We start from the raw sequence: 17,239 nt of genomic DNA on the forward strand, positions 1-17,239 counted from the left end.
CTCTGATATGGCCTTATTAAAACTCATGTACCTGGCTCATAATAACATTAAGCAAAAATGGACCATGCCTTTGTTAAACTGGGGACAGACCGCTCAGAAATTAGCCATTTGGTTTCCCGGAAGAATGAAACTAGATTTGAATTAATTTGCACCGCCCCCTTAGCCTTTGAGGGCCGGGGGCTTGAAGCCAATGACACAGTTTATTTTACAGACCCGTCTGAATAATAGGCTTCAGACTCCAATTGTCGGAAATCCATCCGACCTCCGACCTCCGACCTCAGAATTCCGACCTCCGACCTACTTCTCCTCCAAATGACCAGCGGTTACCGTTGCCTTTATCTTCCCTTCCAATTCATCCATCAAATCCGGATTATCAAGTAGCAGGGCTTTAACAGCATCGCGTCCCTGACCTAGCTTTGTATCGCCGTAGCTAAACCATGACCCGGCTTTTTTGATGATATCGAAGTCAACTCCCAAATCGATGATCTCACCAGCTTTTGATATACCTTCTCCAAACATTACATCAAATTCAGCGATACGGAAAGGAGGGGCAAGCTTGTTTTTCACCACCTTTACTTTCACGCGGTTTCCGGTAACCTCATCCGTGTCTTTAATTTGTGAGATGCGGCGGATATCTAAACGTACTGAAGCATAAAATTTTAATGCGTTACCACCCGTGGTAGTTTCGGGGCTTCCGAACATAACTCCGATCTTATCGCGCAGCTGGTTGATGAAAATACAGCAGCAGCCGGTTTTTGATATGGTTCCTGTTAATTTACGCAAAGCCTGTGACATCAAACGCGCATGTAAGCCCATTTTAGAATCGCCCATTTCACCTTCGATCTCAGCCTTTGGAACAAGGGCTGCTACCGAATCTATGACAATTATATCAATTGCTCCTGAACGGATAAGATTGTCTGCAATCTCAAGCGCCTGCTCACCATTGTCAGGCTGGGATATCAGTAGATTTTCTATATCTACACCAAGTTTGCCAGCGTAAAATTTATCAAAAGCATGCTCGGCATCAATAAATGCGGCAATACCGCCTTTTTTCTGGGCCTCTGCTATAGCATGTATGGCAAGTGTAGTTTTACCGGACGACTCTGGTCCATATATTTCAATAACCCTTCCTTTGGGTAAGCCGCCAATGCCTAAAGCAATGTCAAGGCTGATCGAGCCAGTCGAAATTGACTCTATAGGTTCCACCGCATTATCGCCAAGTTTCATAACAGTACCTTTTCCGTATGATTTTTCAAGTTTATCCAGCGTAAGCTGTAAAGCCTTTAGTTTATCTGCGTTGCTCATTGTTTTCGTTTGATATTTTCAAAAGTAGAAATAAATAATTAAATACTAATAATATTAACAAAGAAATTTAAATACTAATATTATTAGTTTCTTTGTCGGCTTCGATTTCCAGTGCTTTTAGTTTGCTGGCAATCTTTTTAATGCTATTTTTCTTTTTTAAGTCCGCCTTTTTACGTTTGGCATCAGCCTCAGCTTTAAGTAAGGCCTTTACAGTTTGTGTTTGTTCATAATACTTACAAAACCAGGTAAGCGGACATAAATGGCACTTCGGGTTTCGGGCGACACAAATATACCTTCCATGCAGGATCAGCCAATGGTGTGCTACATAAATTCTATCCTGCGGTAAGTACTGGACCAGTTGTTTTTCAACTGCCAGGGGGGTAGTGGCATTCCGTGTGAGACCAATTCGGTTTGAAACCCTGAACACGTGGGTATCTACTGCCATTGCCGGCGCATTGTAAATAACAGAAGCTATAACATTGGCGGTTTTCCTGCCTACGCCGGGCATGGTCTGCAGGTCATTGATGTCTGAAGGAACAGTTCCATTGAACTTCGTCATTAGTTTTATGGCCATCCCGACAAGGTGTTTCGATTTATTGTTAGGATAACTTACGCTGCGGATATACTGGAATACCTCTTCGGGGGTGGAATCCGAAAGGCTTAAAGCATCAGGGAATCGTTCGAAAAGAGCAGGCGTTATCTGGTTGATTCGTTTATCTGTACACTGTGCAGAGAGTATGACCGCAACCAGTAATTCAAATGGATTGGTATAGTTTAATTCGGTTTCCGCATCCGGCTGATGGGAAGAGAAATAGTCGACAAATGCTTTGTAACGGTCTTTTCTTAGCACGAAACAAACTTAGATAATTTGTTGAATTGCAAGGCGCCTATTTTTTAACGCAGAGTACGGGGAGTTTCTCGCAGAGTGCGCAAAGAAATACTAATCAGTCGATGTTAAACAAGTATGTGGAACAAAAACTCAGCACTCTCTGCGTTGTACTCTGCGTCCTCAGGGTTTAAATCTCTCCAGGTCTTAAATCAAAAAAGCTGTCTCATGAGACAGCTTTTTTGAGGATTCTTACACCGATTTTGAATACTTCAAAATTCGGGCAATGACATCTTTGCCGGGCGTTCTGACTAAGCTATTCAGATTTTGCTGAATTGAATCGTAAAAAAGTTGATCCTCTTCACCGAGTTCTTCGGTAACACCAGCGTTTTGCATCATTTCGTTTTGTAAAGAATTTGTTGTGGAGGTAGAAGTTTTTATCATAAGCATGTTTACGTTTTAATGTAAAACGTACTCAATTTACAAATGTTACTTCGAAACAAAAATAATTTTCAGTTTTTTATCTCCTACTTCATTCCCCCTAAACTCATCTCCTTAGAAAGCATCATTTTGCGCAAGTTGTTTAGTGCATAACGCATACGTCCAAGCGCAGTATTAATACTTACCTCAGTGATCTCGGAAATTTCTTTAAAACTAAGTTCGCCGTAGTGGCGCATAATTAAGACTTCCTTTTGTTCTGACGGCAAGAGGTGAATAAGCTCACGAAGATCACGATGTGTTTGTTCGCGGATGATCTTATCCTCTGTACTTTCGTCATAAAACTTTAATACTTCAAATATATCAAAGCCTTCTACAGTAGTAACCACAGGAGTTCTTTTCTCTTTCCGGAAATGATCGATGACAAGGTTATGGGCAATTCTAATTACCCATGGAAGAAATTTACCTTCTTCGTTATACTTTCCTGCCTTCAAAGTATTAATTACTTTAATAAAAGTGTCCTGGAAAATATCTTCTGCCAGATAAGAATCTTTTACTAATAAATAAATGGAAGTGTAAATCTTGGTTTTATGCCGGCGGATTAATTCCTCCAGACTGGATTCATGACCTTGTATATACTGATGCACCAGATCCTGATCGCTCTTCGATTGAAGTTTTATAGCACTCATACTCTAAATTCCCCTTTTTATAAAAATTCCCAAAAGTTAATGAAGTAGAGTTTTTCCGATAGCGTTCTCCTTTTTTGATTTTAATTGATCCGTTTCCTTTGCCAAATGAAACAATTATTTTGCCAAATTCAAAGAATAATTAATCATTCTTCTGTATTAAGGTCATATACCTGTATTTTTGAACACCCAAACGGGGTTACATTTACATATACGTAAAAGGAAAGATCATAGGTTTACTGAATGAGCAAAGAAGCGGAAAAGGATCCAAAAAAATATATCATAATAAAGGGGGCGAGGGTCCACAATTTAAAGAACATTGATGTTGCGATTCCTAAAAATAAGCTGGTTGTAATAACCGGAATGTCCGGATCGGGGAAGTCCTCATTGGCTTTTGATACTCTCTATGCCGAGGGTCAGCGTAGATATGTTGAAAGTCTTTCGTCATACGCCCGACAGTTTATGGGCCGTATGAATAAGCCTGACGTGGATTTTATTAAAGGAATTGCCCCTGCAATTGCTATTGAGCAAAAGGTTATTACAAGTAATCCCAGGTCAACAGTTGGGACTTCGACTGAAATATATGATTACCTCAAACTTTTATTTTCCAGGATAGGGAGAACAATATCTCCCGTTTCGGGAAAAGAAGTTAAGAAAGATACGGTAACTGATGTAGTCAATTTTATCTCCAATTTAACAATTGATACATCTGTAACAATTTCGTGCCCGCTTCACGCACATAACCATCGGTCACTTAAGGAAGAGTTAGCGGTACTCCTTCAGAAAGGATTTACTCGTGTGGTAATCGATGATCAAATTTCGAAAATAGAAGATCTTCTGGAGGATAAATCTACCGGCAATATAAAATCAGGCGATGATGTGGATGTGAAAATTGTCATAGATCGAATTTCGGTCGCTTCTGACGATGAGACTCTAAGCAGGATTGCTGACTCAGCTCAGACAGCATTTTTTGAAGGCAGAGGTGATTGCCTGGTTGAAGAAAACGGAAAGGTTCATATTTTCTGCGACCGTTTCGAACTTGACGGACTTCGTTTCGAGGAACCTTCACCTAATTTTTTCAGCTTTAATAACCCATATGGTGCCTGCAAGCGCTGCGAAGGCTATGGTAAGGTACTGGGTATTGACGAAGATCTGGTCATCCCTGATAAAAGCAAATCCGTATATGACGGCGCAATAGCTCCATGGAGGGGTGAGAAAATGGGTGAATGGCTCAATAAGCTGGTCAAAAGCGCTTTGAAGTTCGACTTCCCTATTCATCGGGCCTACAATCAGTTGACGGATCAACAACGTAATTTGCTGTGGACGGGAAATAAGTTCTTTGTAGGCTTAGATGATTTTTTTAAGGAGATTGAAACTCAGACATACAAAATACAATACCGTGTTATGTTATCCAGATATCGCGGCAAAACCACCTGCCCCGAATGTAAAGGGAGTCGTTTACGGGAGGATGCTTCTTACGTTAAGATCGACGATCGGTCTATAACTGATATTGTGCTGATGCCATTGAATAAGGCTTCCGGGTTTTTTGACACCCTGGAAGTTGATCCGGCGAGGCAGAAGATCGCCAAACGACTTTTAATGGAAATTGGCAACAGGGTTAAATTTCTTAATGATGTTGGCCTGGGTTATCTTACACTTAACCGCCTTTCGAATACGCTTTCCGGAGGGGAATCGCAGCGGATTAATCTGGCAACTTCATTAGGAAGCTCGCTGGTTGGATCTGTTTATGTTCTTGATGAACCCAGTATCGGGCTTCACCCACGCGATACCCATCGCCTGATCAGTGTTTTAAGATCTTTGCGGGATGTTGGTAACACGGTGCTGGTGGTGGAGCACGAAGAAGAGATTATGCAGGCTGCCGATCATATAATTGATATCGGACCTGAAGCGGGTACCCACGGAGGAAACCTTGTTTTTACAGGGACATTCGAAGAGATACTAAAGGACGATGCAAGCCTCACCGGGAAATATCTGAGCGGCAGAAACACAATAGAGATTCCAAACCAAAGGCGGAAATGGCATGATTACATTGAGATAAAAGGCGCACGTGAAAACAATCTAAAGCATGTGGACGTCAAATTTCCATTGAATGTGCTTTGTGTAGTTTCCGGAGTTTCAGGTTCTGGCAAAACATCCCTCGTTAAAAGGATATTACAGCCGGCATTGCAAAAAGCTATCGGCAATTATTCAGGCGAACAAACCGGATCCTATGATTCAATTGATGGCGATTATACTAAAGTTGAACAGGTGGAAATTGTTGACCAGAACCCTATTGGTAGATCATCAAGGTCCAATCCGGTAACTTATGTAAAAGCGTGGGATGAGATCAGAAATCTGTACGCCTCTCAGGGTTTAGCCAAAGCATCTGGTTTAAAGCCTTCAGCTTTCTCATTCAACGTTGAAGGTGGTCGCTGCGATGTCTGCCAGGGTGAAGGTGAAGTGAAGATTGAAATGCAGTTTATGGCTGATATTTTTCTTCCCTGCGAAGCTTGTGATGGAAAGCGGTTCAAACAGCACGTGCTCGATATTACCTACAAAGAGAAGAATGTCTTTGAGGTTCTCGATATGACCATTGACGAGGCACTGGAATTCTTTGAAAACGAGCCCAAGATCATAACTAAAATCAAACCTCTGGTGGATGTAGGACTAGGTTATGTGCATCTCGGACAATCATCAAACACACTTTCGGGCGGTGAAGCTCAACGGATAAAACTAGCTTCGTTTCTTGTTAAAGGCAACAATAGCAGCAAGACACTTTTTATTTTCGACGAGCCAACCACAGGCCTTCACTTTCATGATATCAAAAAATTGCTGAAATCTTTTGACGCCCTTATCGGGCAGGGAAACAGCATCATCGTTATCGAACACAATATGGATGTAATCAAGTGCGCCGACTGGGTGATAGATATTGGTCCGGAGGGTGGTGATAAAGGCGGGAGTGTGGTGTTTGAGGGTACGCCGGAAGATCTGACAAAAGAGAAGAATTCGTATACGGGGAGTTTTTTGAAGGAGAGGTTTGCTTCGCTTCGCTCGCAATGACACGCTCTTAATATCCGAATAACATGCTCTAAATATCCCAATAACATGCTTTTAGGAAGGTGTCATTGCGAGGAGGCACGACGAAGCAACAGTCCATTCTCCTTAAACTTCCCAATCAAATAATCCGCATACCGCATAAAGCCAAGATCCGTCATGTGCGTTCCATCAACTGTACCTTCATTGTCAGTACCAATTGCGTTTGCTGAGCTAATGTAGTAAAGGCCTTTCATCCCTCCTTTCACCAGTTTATCGAATTCAGTTTGCAAGGCTTCGTTCTTTGCTTCAAAAGACTTCTTTAGATTTGCTTCAAATGGTATCCTAGCGTATTCAATATTTTCCACGAAGACGATTGGTGTGGAGGGGTTTTTAGCTCTGATCGCTTTCGCTAGTGGCATAACGCTGTCGGTGACCTGCTTCGGAGTCATGTTCGGAAGGCAATCGATAACATAGAACGAGGCTTTGATCCCGGCAATGACATCTACCACAGGCTGATCCATACGGCCGTTTCCGCTAAATCCGAAGTTATAGCAATCAACATTAAGTTTTCTCGAAATAATATTAGTGAAAGCCATACCTGGGCGTGAAGCGCAGCCGCCCTGAAGGATACTTGTGCCATAAAAAACAATAGGAAGCTGCGTTTTGGGAGCTGGCTTTCTAATATAACTTGTACTGTCTATGCCTACTTCCACATGTGTAGTACCATCATAAAGGGGCAGGTAGATTTTGAATTCTCTTTCCCCGGGAGCAAGGGTGCTTACAAGGCTGGCTTCATTTTCCATCCCTGTGGGCCTGCCGGTATTTACATAAACCCATGTTCCATTAACCTTACAATAGAGGTCAACGCCTTTGATGCCCGTAGAAGCCATATGGTTCAGCTTCGTGTCGTTTAAAATACCCCATTTTACCTTAATTGACGAGGAATTACTTAAGAACCGCACCATAAGCCCTGCAGAATTCTTTGAAAGATCCCATACTGCCTTCCTAACTTTTCCTTTTGATGACAGGGGCAGTCTGTCGTATGGACTTTCTTTTGCGGATTCCGGTACACCCGTTCCTTCAATTGCAAAACTTTCTTTTCCATAGTATTTACTATTTTCTTTTAAAGCACCTTGCTGTGCGATGCCAGAAGTATAAACGCAGCAAAGAAATATGATGAATGTCAACTTTTTCATGATTGGGGGTTTTGGAGAAGCAATATAAGGGTTTTGTTTGAACTGAGGTCGGAGGTCGGAGGTCTGAATTCGGAGGTCGGAAGTCGGTGTCTTGTCCTGAAATAGGTTGACATATGCATATGCTTGTGGTCAATAATCATAATTACCTGGAATCAAATGTCGGAAATCCATCAGACCTCAGACCTCAGACCTCAGACCTCAGACCTCAGACCTCCGACCTCCGACCTCCGACCTCAGACTTCCGACCTCAGACCTCGCTCCCTCGTCACTATTCCGGAGAATTTCCTTATTTTGCACATTAGTAAAAAAGACGAATATTCCATGCTTTCAAAAAAAACACGTTATGCCATGAAGGCCCTGGTAATACTGGGTAAGCACTTTGGTCAGGCACCCTTGCAGATTTCGAGAATAGCCTCTGAGGAGAATATTCCCAAGAAATTTCTGGAACAGATTCTTCTTGATCTTAGAAATGCCGGCTTGCTTTTTAGCAAAAAAGGTTCTGGCGGAGGATATGGGCTGGTAAAAGATCCCTCCGAAATATTTCTGGTGCAGGTATTAAGACTTACGGGCGGACCAGTTGCGCTCTTGCCTTGTGTCAGTCTTAATTTTTATCAAAAGTGCGACGAGTGTATTAATGAAGGTACTTGCGGAGTGCGCGATGTTTTTCTCGACGTGCGCAACGCAACCTTAAAGGTTTTGAGTGAGACAAGTATAGCAGACATAATAGCACGGGAGGAAAAACTTGTTAATGTGACAGGTTTGTAAAAATTTTGGTAAGTAGACTACTAATTCTATATACTTTATATTATATTTGTCCGATGGAAACCAGAAACATAAATATGTTTAATACTATAACAACAAATTGTTGTTATATGGATGGGTTAATTGGTTAATTGGAGAAGATTAGATATATCATATAATAATATACATAACCTCTTCAACCACGGTAGAAGAGGTTTTTTTTGTACAAAAATCAGCAATGGAAAGTTTCAGAACAGAATTAGAGAATCCAATCGTTCAGAAGGACATTATCGATCTTGAAAGGAAGATCAGGGAATTTCGGGAGGGGAAATTACACGATGAAAAATTTCGCAGCCTTCGCCTGGCGCGCGGAATTTACGGGCAGAGACAACCGGGTGTTCAAATGATCCGTATCAAGCTGCCTTTTGGAAAAGTAACTTTTAGGCAATTACTAAAGATCGCTGATATTTCTGATGAATACGCAAGCAGCAATTTGCACTTAACTACGCGTCAGGATATCCAGATCCATTACGTCAGTCTTGACCGCACTCCGGAGCTGTGGGCAAAGCTCGAGCAGGATGATATTACGCTTCGCGAAGCATGTGGAAATACAGTAAGAAATGTAACAGCTTCACCGTCAGCAGGTATTGATCCTAACGAACCTTTTGATGTGGCCCCATATGCGCATGCCACTTTTAAATACTTTTTAAGAAATCCGATCTGCCAGGAGATGGGCAGAAAGTTTAAAATTGCTTTTTCAGCTACAGAAGCTGATACTGCATTTTCATACATTCATGATCTCGGCTTTATTCCCAAGCTGATCATAAAGGATGGCGAAGAAATACGCGGCTTTAAAGTCTTGTTTGGAGGTGGCTTAGGTGCTCAGCCAGCAATTGCTCATCCCATCAACGAGTTTTTGCACGAGGATGATCTGATTCCTTATATAGAAAGCACTCTGCGGGTTTTTGACAGACATGGTGAGCGTAACAACAGAAATAAAGCCAGAATGAAATTTCTTGTAGCCAAATTGGGGCTGGAAGAAGTCCTGCGACTGATTGACGAAGAAAAAATTGCAAATAATTCTAAGAAATTCGTAGTTGACCGGGAAACGATCCAGCTTCCTGAGATCCCGGAAGTAAGTTCTTATCCTGATGTCATCATTTCCAATCCATTGCATTATGAATCATGGTTAAAAACCAATGTATTCGAGCAGAAGCAAAAAGGCTTCTATGGTGTGTACATAAAAGTAACTACGGGAGATATTCCAACAGCAAAGGCAAGAAAGTTTATAGATTCGATCCGCGGCCTTGTAGCTGATGAGATCCGGATCACAATCAATCAGGGCTTATTACTGAAATTCGTCAGGCCGGAAGCGCTTCCGCTTTTATTCGAACGCTTAAAAGATCTTGATTTTGCCAAACCTGGTTTCGATAGTGTAGCGGATGTTACTACCTGTCCCGGTACAGATACCTGTAACCTTGGAATTTCAAATAGTACTGAACTTGCCCGGGTTTTAGAGGATCTTATAGCCGATGAATATGAAGACCTTGTGGATAATCAGGATATTAAAATAAAAATAAGTGGCTGTATGAACAGTTGCGGGCAGCATGGCCTTGCTCATATTGGTTTTCATGGCAGCTCACTTAAGGCAGCAGGCAAAGTGGTACCCGCCGCACAGGTTCTTTTGGGCGGAGGTACTATAGGTGACGGACTTGGACGTGCCGCTGACAAGGTGATCAAAGTTCCTTCTAAAAGGACCAAGGATGTGGTGCGCGTTGTTCTAAATAATTACAGTCAAAATAAAACCGGCGATGAGCTTTTCAACGATTTTTATGATCGGCTTGGCAAAGACCATTTTTATCAGCTTTTAAAACCGATAGCTGACCTGGCAACGCTTACTCCGGATGAATTTGTGGATTGGGGTCACGAAGAAACCTTTGTTACTGCTATTGGTGTTGGCGAATGTGCTGGTGTGGTAATCGATCTGGTGTCCACTCTTGTGCTCGAAGCAGAAGAGAAATTGCAATGGTCAATATCATCCTTTGAAAACAAAGCTTATTCAGACTCCCTTTATCACGCTTACAGCGTTTTTATAAGCGGAGCAAAAGCGTTATTGCTTGACAAAGGAATCAATAGCAGCACGCAAACAGGGATCATGCGTGATTTCGACGAACAATACAAACACAGCCCGATCCTTGAAGGAATTGAAAGCTTCACAGAACTGGCATTACAGATAAATAAAAACGAACCGACAGCAGAGTTTGCACAGACTTATCTTGCAGCGACTGTTGATTTCATTCAAAGGATTAAGTTAGCAAAGGAGGAAGTGCAATTATGATTAATTCCAAAACAACAAAAGAAGTTAAAGAGCCAAGGATAACCCTTGTTGGAGCCGGACCTGGTGATGCGGAACTAATCAGCCTGAAAGGTGTCAGGATCCTGAAATCTGCAGATGTCGTGTTATACGATGCCCTCGTTAACAGTGAACTGCTTGATTTTGCACCTGAACACGCTATGAAAGTGTATGTAGGGAAACGTTCAGGCGATCACTCGTATTCCCAACAGGCAGTTAACAAGCTTATGATTGACTATGCCCTGAATTACGGCCATGTGGTCCGTTTGAAAGGCGGCGATCCATTTGTTTTTGGCCGTGGATTCGAGGAGCTTGAAATGGCTGCATCTTACAGCATTCCGGCCGAAATAGTTCCGGGTATTTCATCCAGCATTTCTGTTCCTGCTTTGCAGGGAATACCGGTAACGCATCGTGGTACCAGTGAAAGCTTTTGGGTAATTACAGGTACTACCAGTAATGGCGAAGTTTCCAAAGATCTTTATGCGGCTGCTAAAACCGATGCAACGGTGGTGGTACTAATGGGAGTAAAAAAACTAAAAGAGATCGCTGCCATTTTTGAAGCAGAAGGCAAAGGGAGATTACCAGTTGCAGTCATTCAGAACGGCTCAATGGCAAATGAAAAAGTTGTGGTTGGTACAGCCGCAACAATTGCAGAAGCTGCAGCTGATCAAAAAATAACTGCTCCTGCTCTGATCATATTCGGTGAAGTTGTCGGTTTACATTCCCTGTATCAGCCTATCCGGGCATTTTATGAGTGTTCTGAGTAAAAACAATAACTTAACTGAGGATTCTATAGTTGGTAATCAGCTGTTTCCGGTCTTTCTTAAGCTCAACGAACTTAAGGTGCTGCTTGTTGGCGCCGGAAATATTGGATTGGAAAAGCTTAACGCCCTAATTTCCAACAGCCCTAAAACACAGATAACAATTGTTGCAGATAATTTTTTGCCGGAAGTTGTGGATCTAGCGGGCCAATATTCCCAGATAAAAACCTGTTACCGGAAGTTTGAACCTGCTGATCTTGAAGATAAGGATATTGTTGTTCTTGCTACAGGAAACAATACTCTCAATGCTGAGATCAGAGCTTTAGCGCGCGAGCGCCATCTTCTGATAAATGTAGCCGATAAGCCTGAACTTTGTGATTTTTATTTGGGGTCGATTGTTAAGAAAGGCGACTTGAAAATTGGCATTTCTACAAATGGAAAATCGCCTACGATCGCTAAAAGATTAAAGGAAGTTTTTCAGGAAAATCTGCCTGAAGAGCTGGATATCAGTTTACGGCAAATGAATCAGTTGAGAAATACTCTCAATGGTGATTTTGCCTATAAGGTTAACGCGCTGAATAAAGCAACTGCAATTTTAGTAACACCGGAGACTGAGCAGGAAGCAAGCCGTAAAATGAGATGGATTTTGTGGAGTGCAGGCTTTGCCGGACTAGCTTTGATCGTTGCCTTATTCTGGTTCAACGATCCAGAATTCAGAAATTATATGGAGGGTTTGCCCCCAACCTTTTATTATTTCCTGATCGCAGGCTTCGTATTGGCGATGATTGACGGTGCAATAGGTATGTCATACGGAGTTACTTCTACCACTTTTTCTTTGTCTATGGGAATTCCGCCGGCATCGGCCAGCACAGCTGTTCATGTTTCCGAAATTTTAAGCAACGGTATTGCGGGCTGGATGCACTTCAGAATGAAGAACGTCAATATGCGTTTATTCTGGCTATTGATGATACCTGGAGTGATTGGGGCTATGATTGGAGCTTTTTTGCTTACTAATCTGGAGGAATACAATCATGTCACAAAACCGATAGTGTCTTTATACACACTTATTCTGGGAGTCGTTATTCTTTTGAAGGCCTTCAAGGTTACGAGAAAACACATTGGGGCAAAAATTAAGAATATCAGGTTCCTGGGTTTCGGAGGTGGTTTTATCGATGCAGTAGGTGGTGGCGGCTGGGGTTCTATTGTTCTGTCATCGCTCATTGCAGGAGGACGAAATGCACGCTATTCGCTAGGTACAGTAAAGCTCAGCAGGTTTTTTATTGCGCTGATGAGCTCTCTAACATTCCTGACCTTGCTAAATGACGTGTACTGGGAAGCTATTATGGGACTGGTGATTGGGAGCGCTTTAGCATCTCCAATCGCAGCGAGATTATCTAATAAGATTTCAGTAAAAGCCATAATGATGGCAGTAGGTATGATTGTTATTATAGTCAGCCTTAAAACCATAGTATCAACCCTCATTAATTTTATATAATTAAGTATTTTTGCGGAAATCACAATATAATGAAGGAATCAACCAAGCTCATCCGTAACCAGTCCCCGCGATCTGATCAGAGGGAACATTCTGTGCCTTTATATCTTACGTCAAGTTTTATGTTTGACGATGCGGAGCATGGACGCGCTTTATTTACGGAAGAGGTTGAGGGTAATATCTATTCCCGCTATTCAAATCCGAACACTTCAGAATTTATACAAAAGGTTTGCGATTCAGAGGGTGCAGAAGCCGGACTGGCATTCTCATCAGGGATGGCCGCAGTTTTTGCATCCTTTGCCGGATTACTGAAAAGCGGTGATCACATTGTTGCCTTTCGATCGATATTTGGCTCAACTCATCAGCTCTTTACCCAGCTGCTGCCAAGATGGGGCATTACTACAACTTATGTTGATGCGTCAAAGCCAGAGGATTTCGAAAAGGCATTGCGGCCTGAAACTAAGATGGTTTTTTTAGAAACTCCATCAAATCCGGGCCTTGAGCTGGTAGATCTTGAATGGCTTGGCGCTTTGAAAAAGAAGCATAATTTTATTCTTAATGTGGATAACTGCTTCGCTACGCCATATCTGCAAAAGCCTATTCAATACGGAGCGGATCTTGTAAGCCACTCTTCTACAAAATACATGGACGGACAAGGCCGTGTATTAGGGGGTGTTGTTGTTGGTCGAAAAGATCTGATAAAAGAAATGTTATTTTTCATCCGGCATACCGGTCCGGCTATGTCAGCTTTCAATGCATGGGTGTTTTCGAAAAGTCTGGAAACATTGCCGGTTCGAATGGACAGACATTGCAGCAACGCACTAAAGGTTGCAGAATCATTAGAGAAGCATGCGGAAGTAGAAGTGGTCAGATATCCTTTTCTTCCTTCGCACCCTCAGTTTGAGCTTGCAAAACGTCAGATGAAACAGGGTGGTGGAGTAGTAACTTTTATTATCAAAGGAGGAATCGAAAGAGCTATGAGATTTTTGGATGCTTTGGAAATGATCAGCTTATCGTCCAATCTGGGCGATACACGAAGTATTGCTACGCACCCGGTATCCACAACACATTCCAAATTAACTGATGAAGAGCGTGCGCAAATCGGAATTTTTCCGGGTAGTATCCGGATTTCAGTAGGTCTGGAAGATGCAGATGATATTATTGAGGACCTGACCAGAGCTTTAGATAATTCGAAATAATTGATGTTGTAATGAGCACACAGAATCTACTTCAGGGAATTGAAGGCTTAGGAATCGTAGAATCCCTGAAGTATGTAGCTGATCTATATCCCGCTAAGGTTGTGTTTTCAACCAGTTTTGGATGGGAAGATCAGGTAATTTCGCATATCATCTTCAAAAATGACTTGCCTATTAAGGTGTTTACACTTGAAACGGGCCGTTTATTTCCCGAGACTTTTTATGTATGGAACCGTACGCTTGAAATATATGGAAAGCAGATTCATGCTTATTATCCAAACACATTGTCGGTTGAGAGCATGGTTAGTTCGAAAGGTCCGAGCAGCTTTTATGAATCTGTGGAAAACCGGAAAGAGTGCTGCGGTATCAGAAAAGTTGAACCACTTAAACGTGCCCTTGCAGGTAACTCGGTTTGGATAACTGGAATCCGTGCTGATCAATCGATGAACCGCGAACATATGGATAACGTGGAATGGGATGAAGCTAATCAACTGCTTAAATATCATCCGATTTTCGATTGGACGCTTGATCAGGTCAAAGAATTCATCCGGGCGAATAACATTCCCTATAATCCGCTGCACGACAAAGGCTTTCCAAGTATTGGTTGTGCCCCTTGTACACGTGCTGTGAACGAAGGTGAAGATTTCAGGGCAGGAAGATGGTGGTGGGAAGATCAGAGTAAAAAGGAGTGTGGATTGCATACCACGACGTAATCTTGCTACCCGGGATCCCGCTCCCCTGCAAATGGGAGCTGTCCCGCATCGCGGGACTGAGGGGTCATCGGAACTGACCCCCCCGACAGGACGAGGGCCAGAGAAGCATCGCTAAAAAAAGATAATAAACGCAATCAAATGCGATTTTTTAACAAGACATGACTAAACAAGACACGACATATTTAGACCAGCTTGAAGCCGAAGCGATACATATATTGCGTGAGGTAGCCGGCCAGTTTGAAAAACCAGCATTGCTATTTTCAGGAGGAAAAGATTCGATAACGCTTGTGAGGCTTGCGGAAAAAGCGTTCAGACCTGGGAAATTTCCTTTTCCGCTTGTACACATTGACACAGGGCATAATTTCCCCGAAACAATTACGTATCGGGATTCGATGATCGAAAGACTTGGTGAAAAGCTCATTGTGGGTTATGTCCAGGATTCGATAGATCAGGGTAAAGTGATAGAACAAAGCGGTAAAAATGCCAGCAGAAATGCATTGCAGACCGTCACTCTCCTTGATACCATTGCCGCCAATAAGTTTGATGCTTGTATCGGAGGTGCCCGCCGGGACGAAGAAAAGGCACGTGCAAAGGAAAGAATATTTTCTGTTCGTGATGAGTTTGGACAATGGGACCCAAAACGCCAGCGGCCTGAATTATGGGACGTTTATAATGGCAGAATCCATAAGGGAGAAAACGTGCGGGTGTTCCCGATTAGCAACTGGACAGAGCTCGATGTCTGGAATTATATTCGCAGAGAAGAAATTGAACTTCCAACGATTTATTTTGCTCATGAACGTGATGTGATTACCAGGAACGGACAGTTGATGGCGGCGGCTGAGTTTCTGAACATGGATGAGCAGGATATTATTGAGCATAAAAATGTAAGGTTCCGCACCGTGGGAGATATGACTTGTACGGCAGCTGTAGAATCAGATGCATTTTTAATCGATGATATAATTGAAGAAATAAGGGCATCAAAGATCAGCGAAAGAGGCGCCCGTATGGATGATAAAGTTTCTGAAGCTGCAATGGAAGATCGCAAAAAGGGAGGATATTTTTAATGGATTTACTTAAGTTTTTTACAGCAGGAAGTGTTGACGATGGTAAGAGTACTCTTATCGGACGGCTTCTTTATGATAGTGAATCTATACTAGCCGATCAGCTTGAAGCGCTCCAGCAATCAAACCGGAAAAATGACGACGGAACAATCGACCTTGCCATTCTAACCGACGGGCTCAAAGCAGAACGGGAGCAGGGGATAACAATTGATGTAGCCTATAAGTACTTCCAAACCGACAAGCGAAAATTTATTATTGCAGATACACCGGGCCACATTCAGTACACGCGGAACATGGTTACCGGGGCTTCAAACTCTAACCTTGCCATCATTCTGGTAGATGCGAGGAATGGAGTTGTCGAACAAACTATCAGGCATTCTTTTATTGTATCGCTGCTTGAGCTTAAACATGTTGTCGTATGTATCAATAAGATGGATATGGTTGATTACAGTGAGGACACTTTTAATACGATACAAAAAGCTTATTCCGAAATTGCAGCAAAGCTTCATATGCATGAAGTAACTTATATCCCTGTTAGTGCCCTCAAGGGTGATAACGTGGTTAACCTGTCCGAAAAAATGCCATGGTACAGTGGTAAAAGTCTTCTGGATCATCTGGAAACTATTGCTGTAAATGAGGATGAGAAATCACCGCAGGCACGTATGCCGGTTCAATGGGTGATCAGACCTCAGACTGACGAATTTCACGATTATCGCGGTTATGCAGGCCGTGTTTCCAGCGGAAGTTTTCATGTTAATGATAAGGTTACTGTTTTGCCTTCGGGGGTTAAGACAGAGATCAGCAGGATAGAAACCTTTGGCAAAGATCATGAAGAGATCCACGGTGGGATGTCTGTCACACTCCATCTTAAAGATAATGTAGATATCAGCCGTGGCGATATTCTGGTGAACTCATCGCATGAACCAATTGTATCGCAGCTAATAGAAGCTGATCTCTGCTGGATGGACACCAGGCCTTTAGACGATTCCATGATGTACCTAATCCAGCATAACAGTAAACAAACCAAGTGTAAGATACGGGAGATGCTCCACAAGGTAAACATCAACACGCTTGAGAAGATTCCTGCAGACACCTTCCAGCTAAATGATATCGGCCGTATAGTAATTAAAACCGCTGATCCGCTTGCTTTTGATCTCTATCATGAAAATAAGCAAAATGGTGGAGCCATACTAATTGATAGCCGCACGAATTTAACTGTGGGAGCTTTGATGTTTCGGGCTTCCGCGGAAGGAGTAAATTAGTAAACGAGAAAATTTGCAAATTAGGCGGCGGTAAATTTGCTAATTTGCTAATTTTCCCATCACTAGTGTCCGGTTAAAATTTAATATCTAAAAATATCCGGTAAAAAGTAGTCAATAACCTATTTTATTCTTTGAATTTACAAGTGAAGCCCCCTATTGATCAAACAATAAAG

14 protein-coding genes are annotated in these 17,239 nt (G+C 42.4%); 9 read left to right on the forward strand and 5 right to left on the reverse strand.

Annotation, left to right across the window (positions count from 1 at the left end):
* Positions 1-297 precede the first annotated feature (297 nt).
* The 4 genes from recA to ACLL8Z_RS06005 form a co-directional block, all read right to left on the reverse strand.
* Positions 298-1,305, reverse strand: a complete 1,008-nt coding sequence (gene recA, locus ACLL8Z_RS05990) for a recombinase RecA (protein WP_411273857.1) — start codon at positions 1,303-1,305, stop codon at positions 298-300.
* A gap of 67 nt (positions 1,306-1,372) precedes the next feature.
* The gene (nth, locus tag ACLL8Z_RS05995; protein WP_411273858.1) at positions 1,373-2,155 is read right to left on the reverse strand and encodes an endonuclease III; all 783 of its coding nucleotides are present in this window, start codon (positions 2,153-2,155) and stop codon (positions 1,373-1,375) included.
* A gap of 228 nt (positions 2,156-2,383) precedes the next feature.
* A complete protein-coding gene (locus ACLL8Z_RS06000) occupies positions 2,384-2,581 on the reverse strand; it encodes a hypothetical protein (RefSeq protein ID WP_411273859.1) in 198 nt (65 codons plus the stop codon).
* A 77-nt stretch (positions 2,582-2,658) separates the two neighbouring features.
* Positions 2,659-3,249 carry an RNA polymerase sigma factor gene (locus ACLL8Z_RS06005; RefSeq protein WP_411273869.1) on the reverse strand — a complete coding sequence of 197 codons (591 nt, stop codon included), beginning with the start codon at positions 3,247-3,249 and terminating at the stop codon, positions 2,659-2,661.
* 249 nt (positions 3,250-3,498) lie between these two features.
* On the opposite strand from ACLL8Z_RS06005, the gene uvrA reads away from it, so the two are divergent.
* Positions 3,499-6,315, forward strand: coding sequence for an excinuclease ABC subunit UvrA (gene uvrA / locus ACLL8Z_RS06010; protein WP_411273860.1), 2,817 nt, complete (start codon positions 3,499-3,501; stop codon positions 6,313-6,315).
* Between the two features lie 62 nt (positions 6,316-6,377).
* On the opposite strand, the gene ACLL8Z_RS06015 is transcribed toward uvrA, so the two are convergent.
* The gene (locus ACLL8Z_RS06015; RefSeq protein ID WP_411273861.1) at positions 6,378-7,487 is read right to left on the reverse strand and encodes an SGNH/GDSL hydrolase family protein; all 1,110 of its coding nucleotides are present in this window, start codon (positions 7,485-7,487) and stop codon (positions 6,378-6,380) included.
* A gap of 321 nt (positions 7,488-7,808) precedes the next feature.
* Here ACLL8Z_RS06015 and ACLL8Z_RS06020 point away from each other — a divergent pair, with 321 nt between their 5' ends.
* The 8 genes from ACLL8Z_RS06020 (at position 7,809) to ACLL8Z_RS06055 (ending at position 17,066) form a co-directional block, all read left to right on the forward strand.
* The gene (locus ACLL8Z_RS06020; protein WP_411273870.1) at positions 7,809-8,252 is read left to right on the forward strand and encodes an RrF2 family transcriptional regulator; all 444 of its coding nucleotides are present in this window, start codon (positions 7,809-7,811) and stop codon (positions 8,250-8,252) included.
* Positions 8,253-8,466: 214 nt separating this feature from the next.
* Positions 8,467-10,566: a HEPN domain-containing protein gene (locus ACLL8Z_RS06025; protein ID WP_411273862.1), complete on the forward strand. Its 2,100-nt coding sequence runs from the start codon at positions 8,467-8,469 to the stop codon at positions 10,564-10,566.
* Positions 10,563-11,348: a uroporphyrinogen-III C-methyltransferase gene (gene cobA, locus ACLL8Z_RS06030; protein WP_411273863.1), complete on the forward strand. Its 786-nt coding sequence runs from the start codon at positions 10,563-10,565 to the stop codon at positions 11,346-11,348. The genes ACLL8Z_RS06025 and cobA overlap by 4 nt, the downstream gene beginning before the upstream one ends.
* Complete coding sequence (locus ACLL8Z_RS06035) at positions 11,332-12,837, forward strand: TSUP family transporter (protein WP_411273864.1); 1,506 nt, start codon at positions 11,332-11,334, stop codon at positions 12,835-12,837. The genes cobA and ACLL8Z_RS06035 overlap by 17 nt, the downstream gene beginning before the upstream one ends.
* Positions 12,838-12,866: 29 nt before the next feature.
* A complete protein-coding gene (locus ACLL8Z_RS06040) occupies positions 12,867-14,033 on the forward strand; it encodes a trans-sulfuration enzyme family protein (RefSeq protein ID WP_411273865.1) in 1,167 nt (388 codons plus the stop codon).
* A gap of 11 nt (positions 14,034-14,044) precedes the next feature.
* Positions 14,045-14,743, forward strand: a complete 699-nt coding sequence (locus ACLL8Z_RS06045) for a phosphoadenylyl-sulfate reductase (protein ID WP_411273866.1) — start codon at positions 14,045-14,047, stop codon at positions 14,741-14,743.
* 158 nt (positions 14,744-14,901) lie between these two features.
* Positions 14,902-15,807 (forward strand): sulfate adenylyltransferase subunit CysD, encoded by a 906-nt coding sequence (cysD, locus tag ACLL8Z_RS06050; protein WP_411273867.1) that lies wholly within the window; start codon positions 14,902-14,904, stop codon positions 15,805-15,807.
* Positions 15,807-17,066, forward strand: a complete 1,260-nt coding sequence (locus tag ACLL8Z_RS06055) for a sulfate adenylyltransferase subunit 1 (protein ID WP_411273868.1) — start codon at positions 15,807-15,809, stop codon at positions 17,064-17,066. The genes cysD and ACLL8Z_RS06055 overlap by 1 nt, the downstream gene beginning before the upstream one ends.
* Positions 17,067-17,239 lie beyond the last annotated feature (173 nt).

It is taken from the genome of Daejeonella sp., from assembly GCF_046590655.1.
In the GTDB taxonomy this organism is placed as follows: Bacteria; Bacteroidota; Bacteroidia; order Sphingobacteriales; family Sphingobacteriaceae; genus Daejeonella.

Excerpts from the sequence above, each read along its gene's own strand:
- recA (WP_411273857.1), bottom strand. The coding sequence starts at position 1,305 with ATGAGCAACGCAGATAAACTAAAGGCTTTACAGCTTACGCTGGATAAA.
- ACLL8Z_RS06000 (WP_411273859.1), bottom strand. The coding sequence starts at position 2,581 with ATGCTTATGATAAAAACTTCTACCTCCACAACAAATTCTTTACAAAAC.
- uvrA (WP_411273860.1), top strand. The coding sequence starts at position 3,499 with ATGAGCAAAGAAGCGGAAAAGGATCCAAAAAAATATATCATAATAAAG.
- ACLL8Z_RS06015 (WP_411273861.1), bottom strand. The coding sequence starts at position 7,487 with ATGAAAAAGTTGACATTCATCATATTTCTTTGCTGCGTTTATACTTCT.
- ACLL8Z_RS06020 (WP_411273870.1), top strand. The coding sequence starts at position 7,809 with ATGCTTTCAAAAAAAACACGTTATGCCATGAAGGCCCTGGTAATACTG.
- ACLL8Z_RS06025 (WP_411273862.1), top strand. The coding sequence starts at position 8,467 with ATGGAAAGTTTCAGAACAGAATTAGAGAATCCAATCGTTCAGAAGGAC.
- cobA (WP_411273863.1), top strand. The coding sequence starts at position 10,563 with ATGATTAATTCCAAAACAACAAAAGAAGTTAAAGAGCCAAGGATAACC.
- ACLL8Z_RS06035 (WP_411273864.1), top strand. The coding sequence starts at position 11,332 with ATGAGTGTTCTGAGTAAAAACAATAACTTAACTGAGGATTCTATAGTT.
- ACLL8Z_RS06040 (WP_411273865.1), top strand. The coding sequence starts at position 12,867 with ATGAAGGAATCAACCAAGCTCATCCGTAACCAGTCCCCGCGATCTGAT.
- ACLL8Z_RS06045 (WP_411273866.1), top strand. The coding sequence starts at position 14,045 with ATGAGCACACAGAATCTACTTCAGGGAATTGAAGGCTTAGGAATCGTA.
- cysD (WP_411273867.1), top strand. The coding sequence starts at position 14,902 with ATGACTAAACAAGACACGACATATTTAGACCAGCTTGAAGCCGAAGCG.
- ACLL8Z_RS06055 (WP_411273868.1), top strand. The coding sequence starts at position 15,807 with ATGGATTTACTTAAGTTTTTTACAGCAGGAAGTGTTGACGATGGTAAG.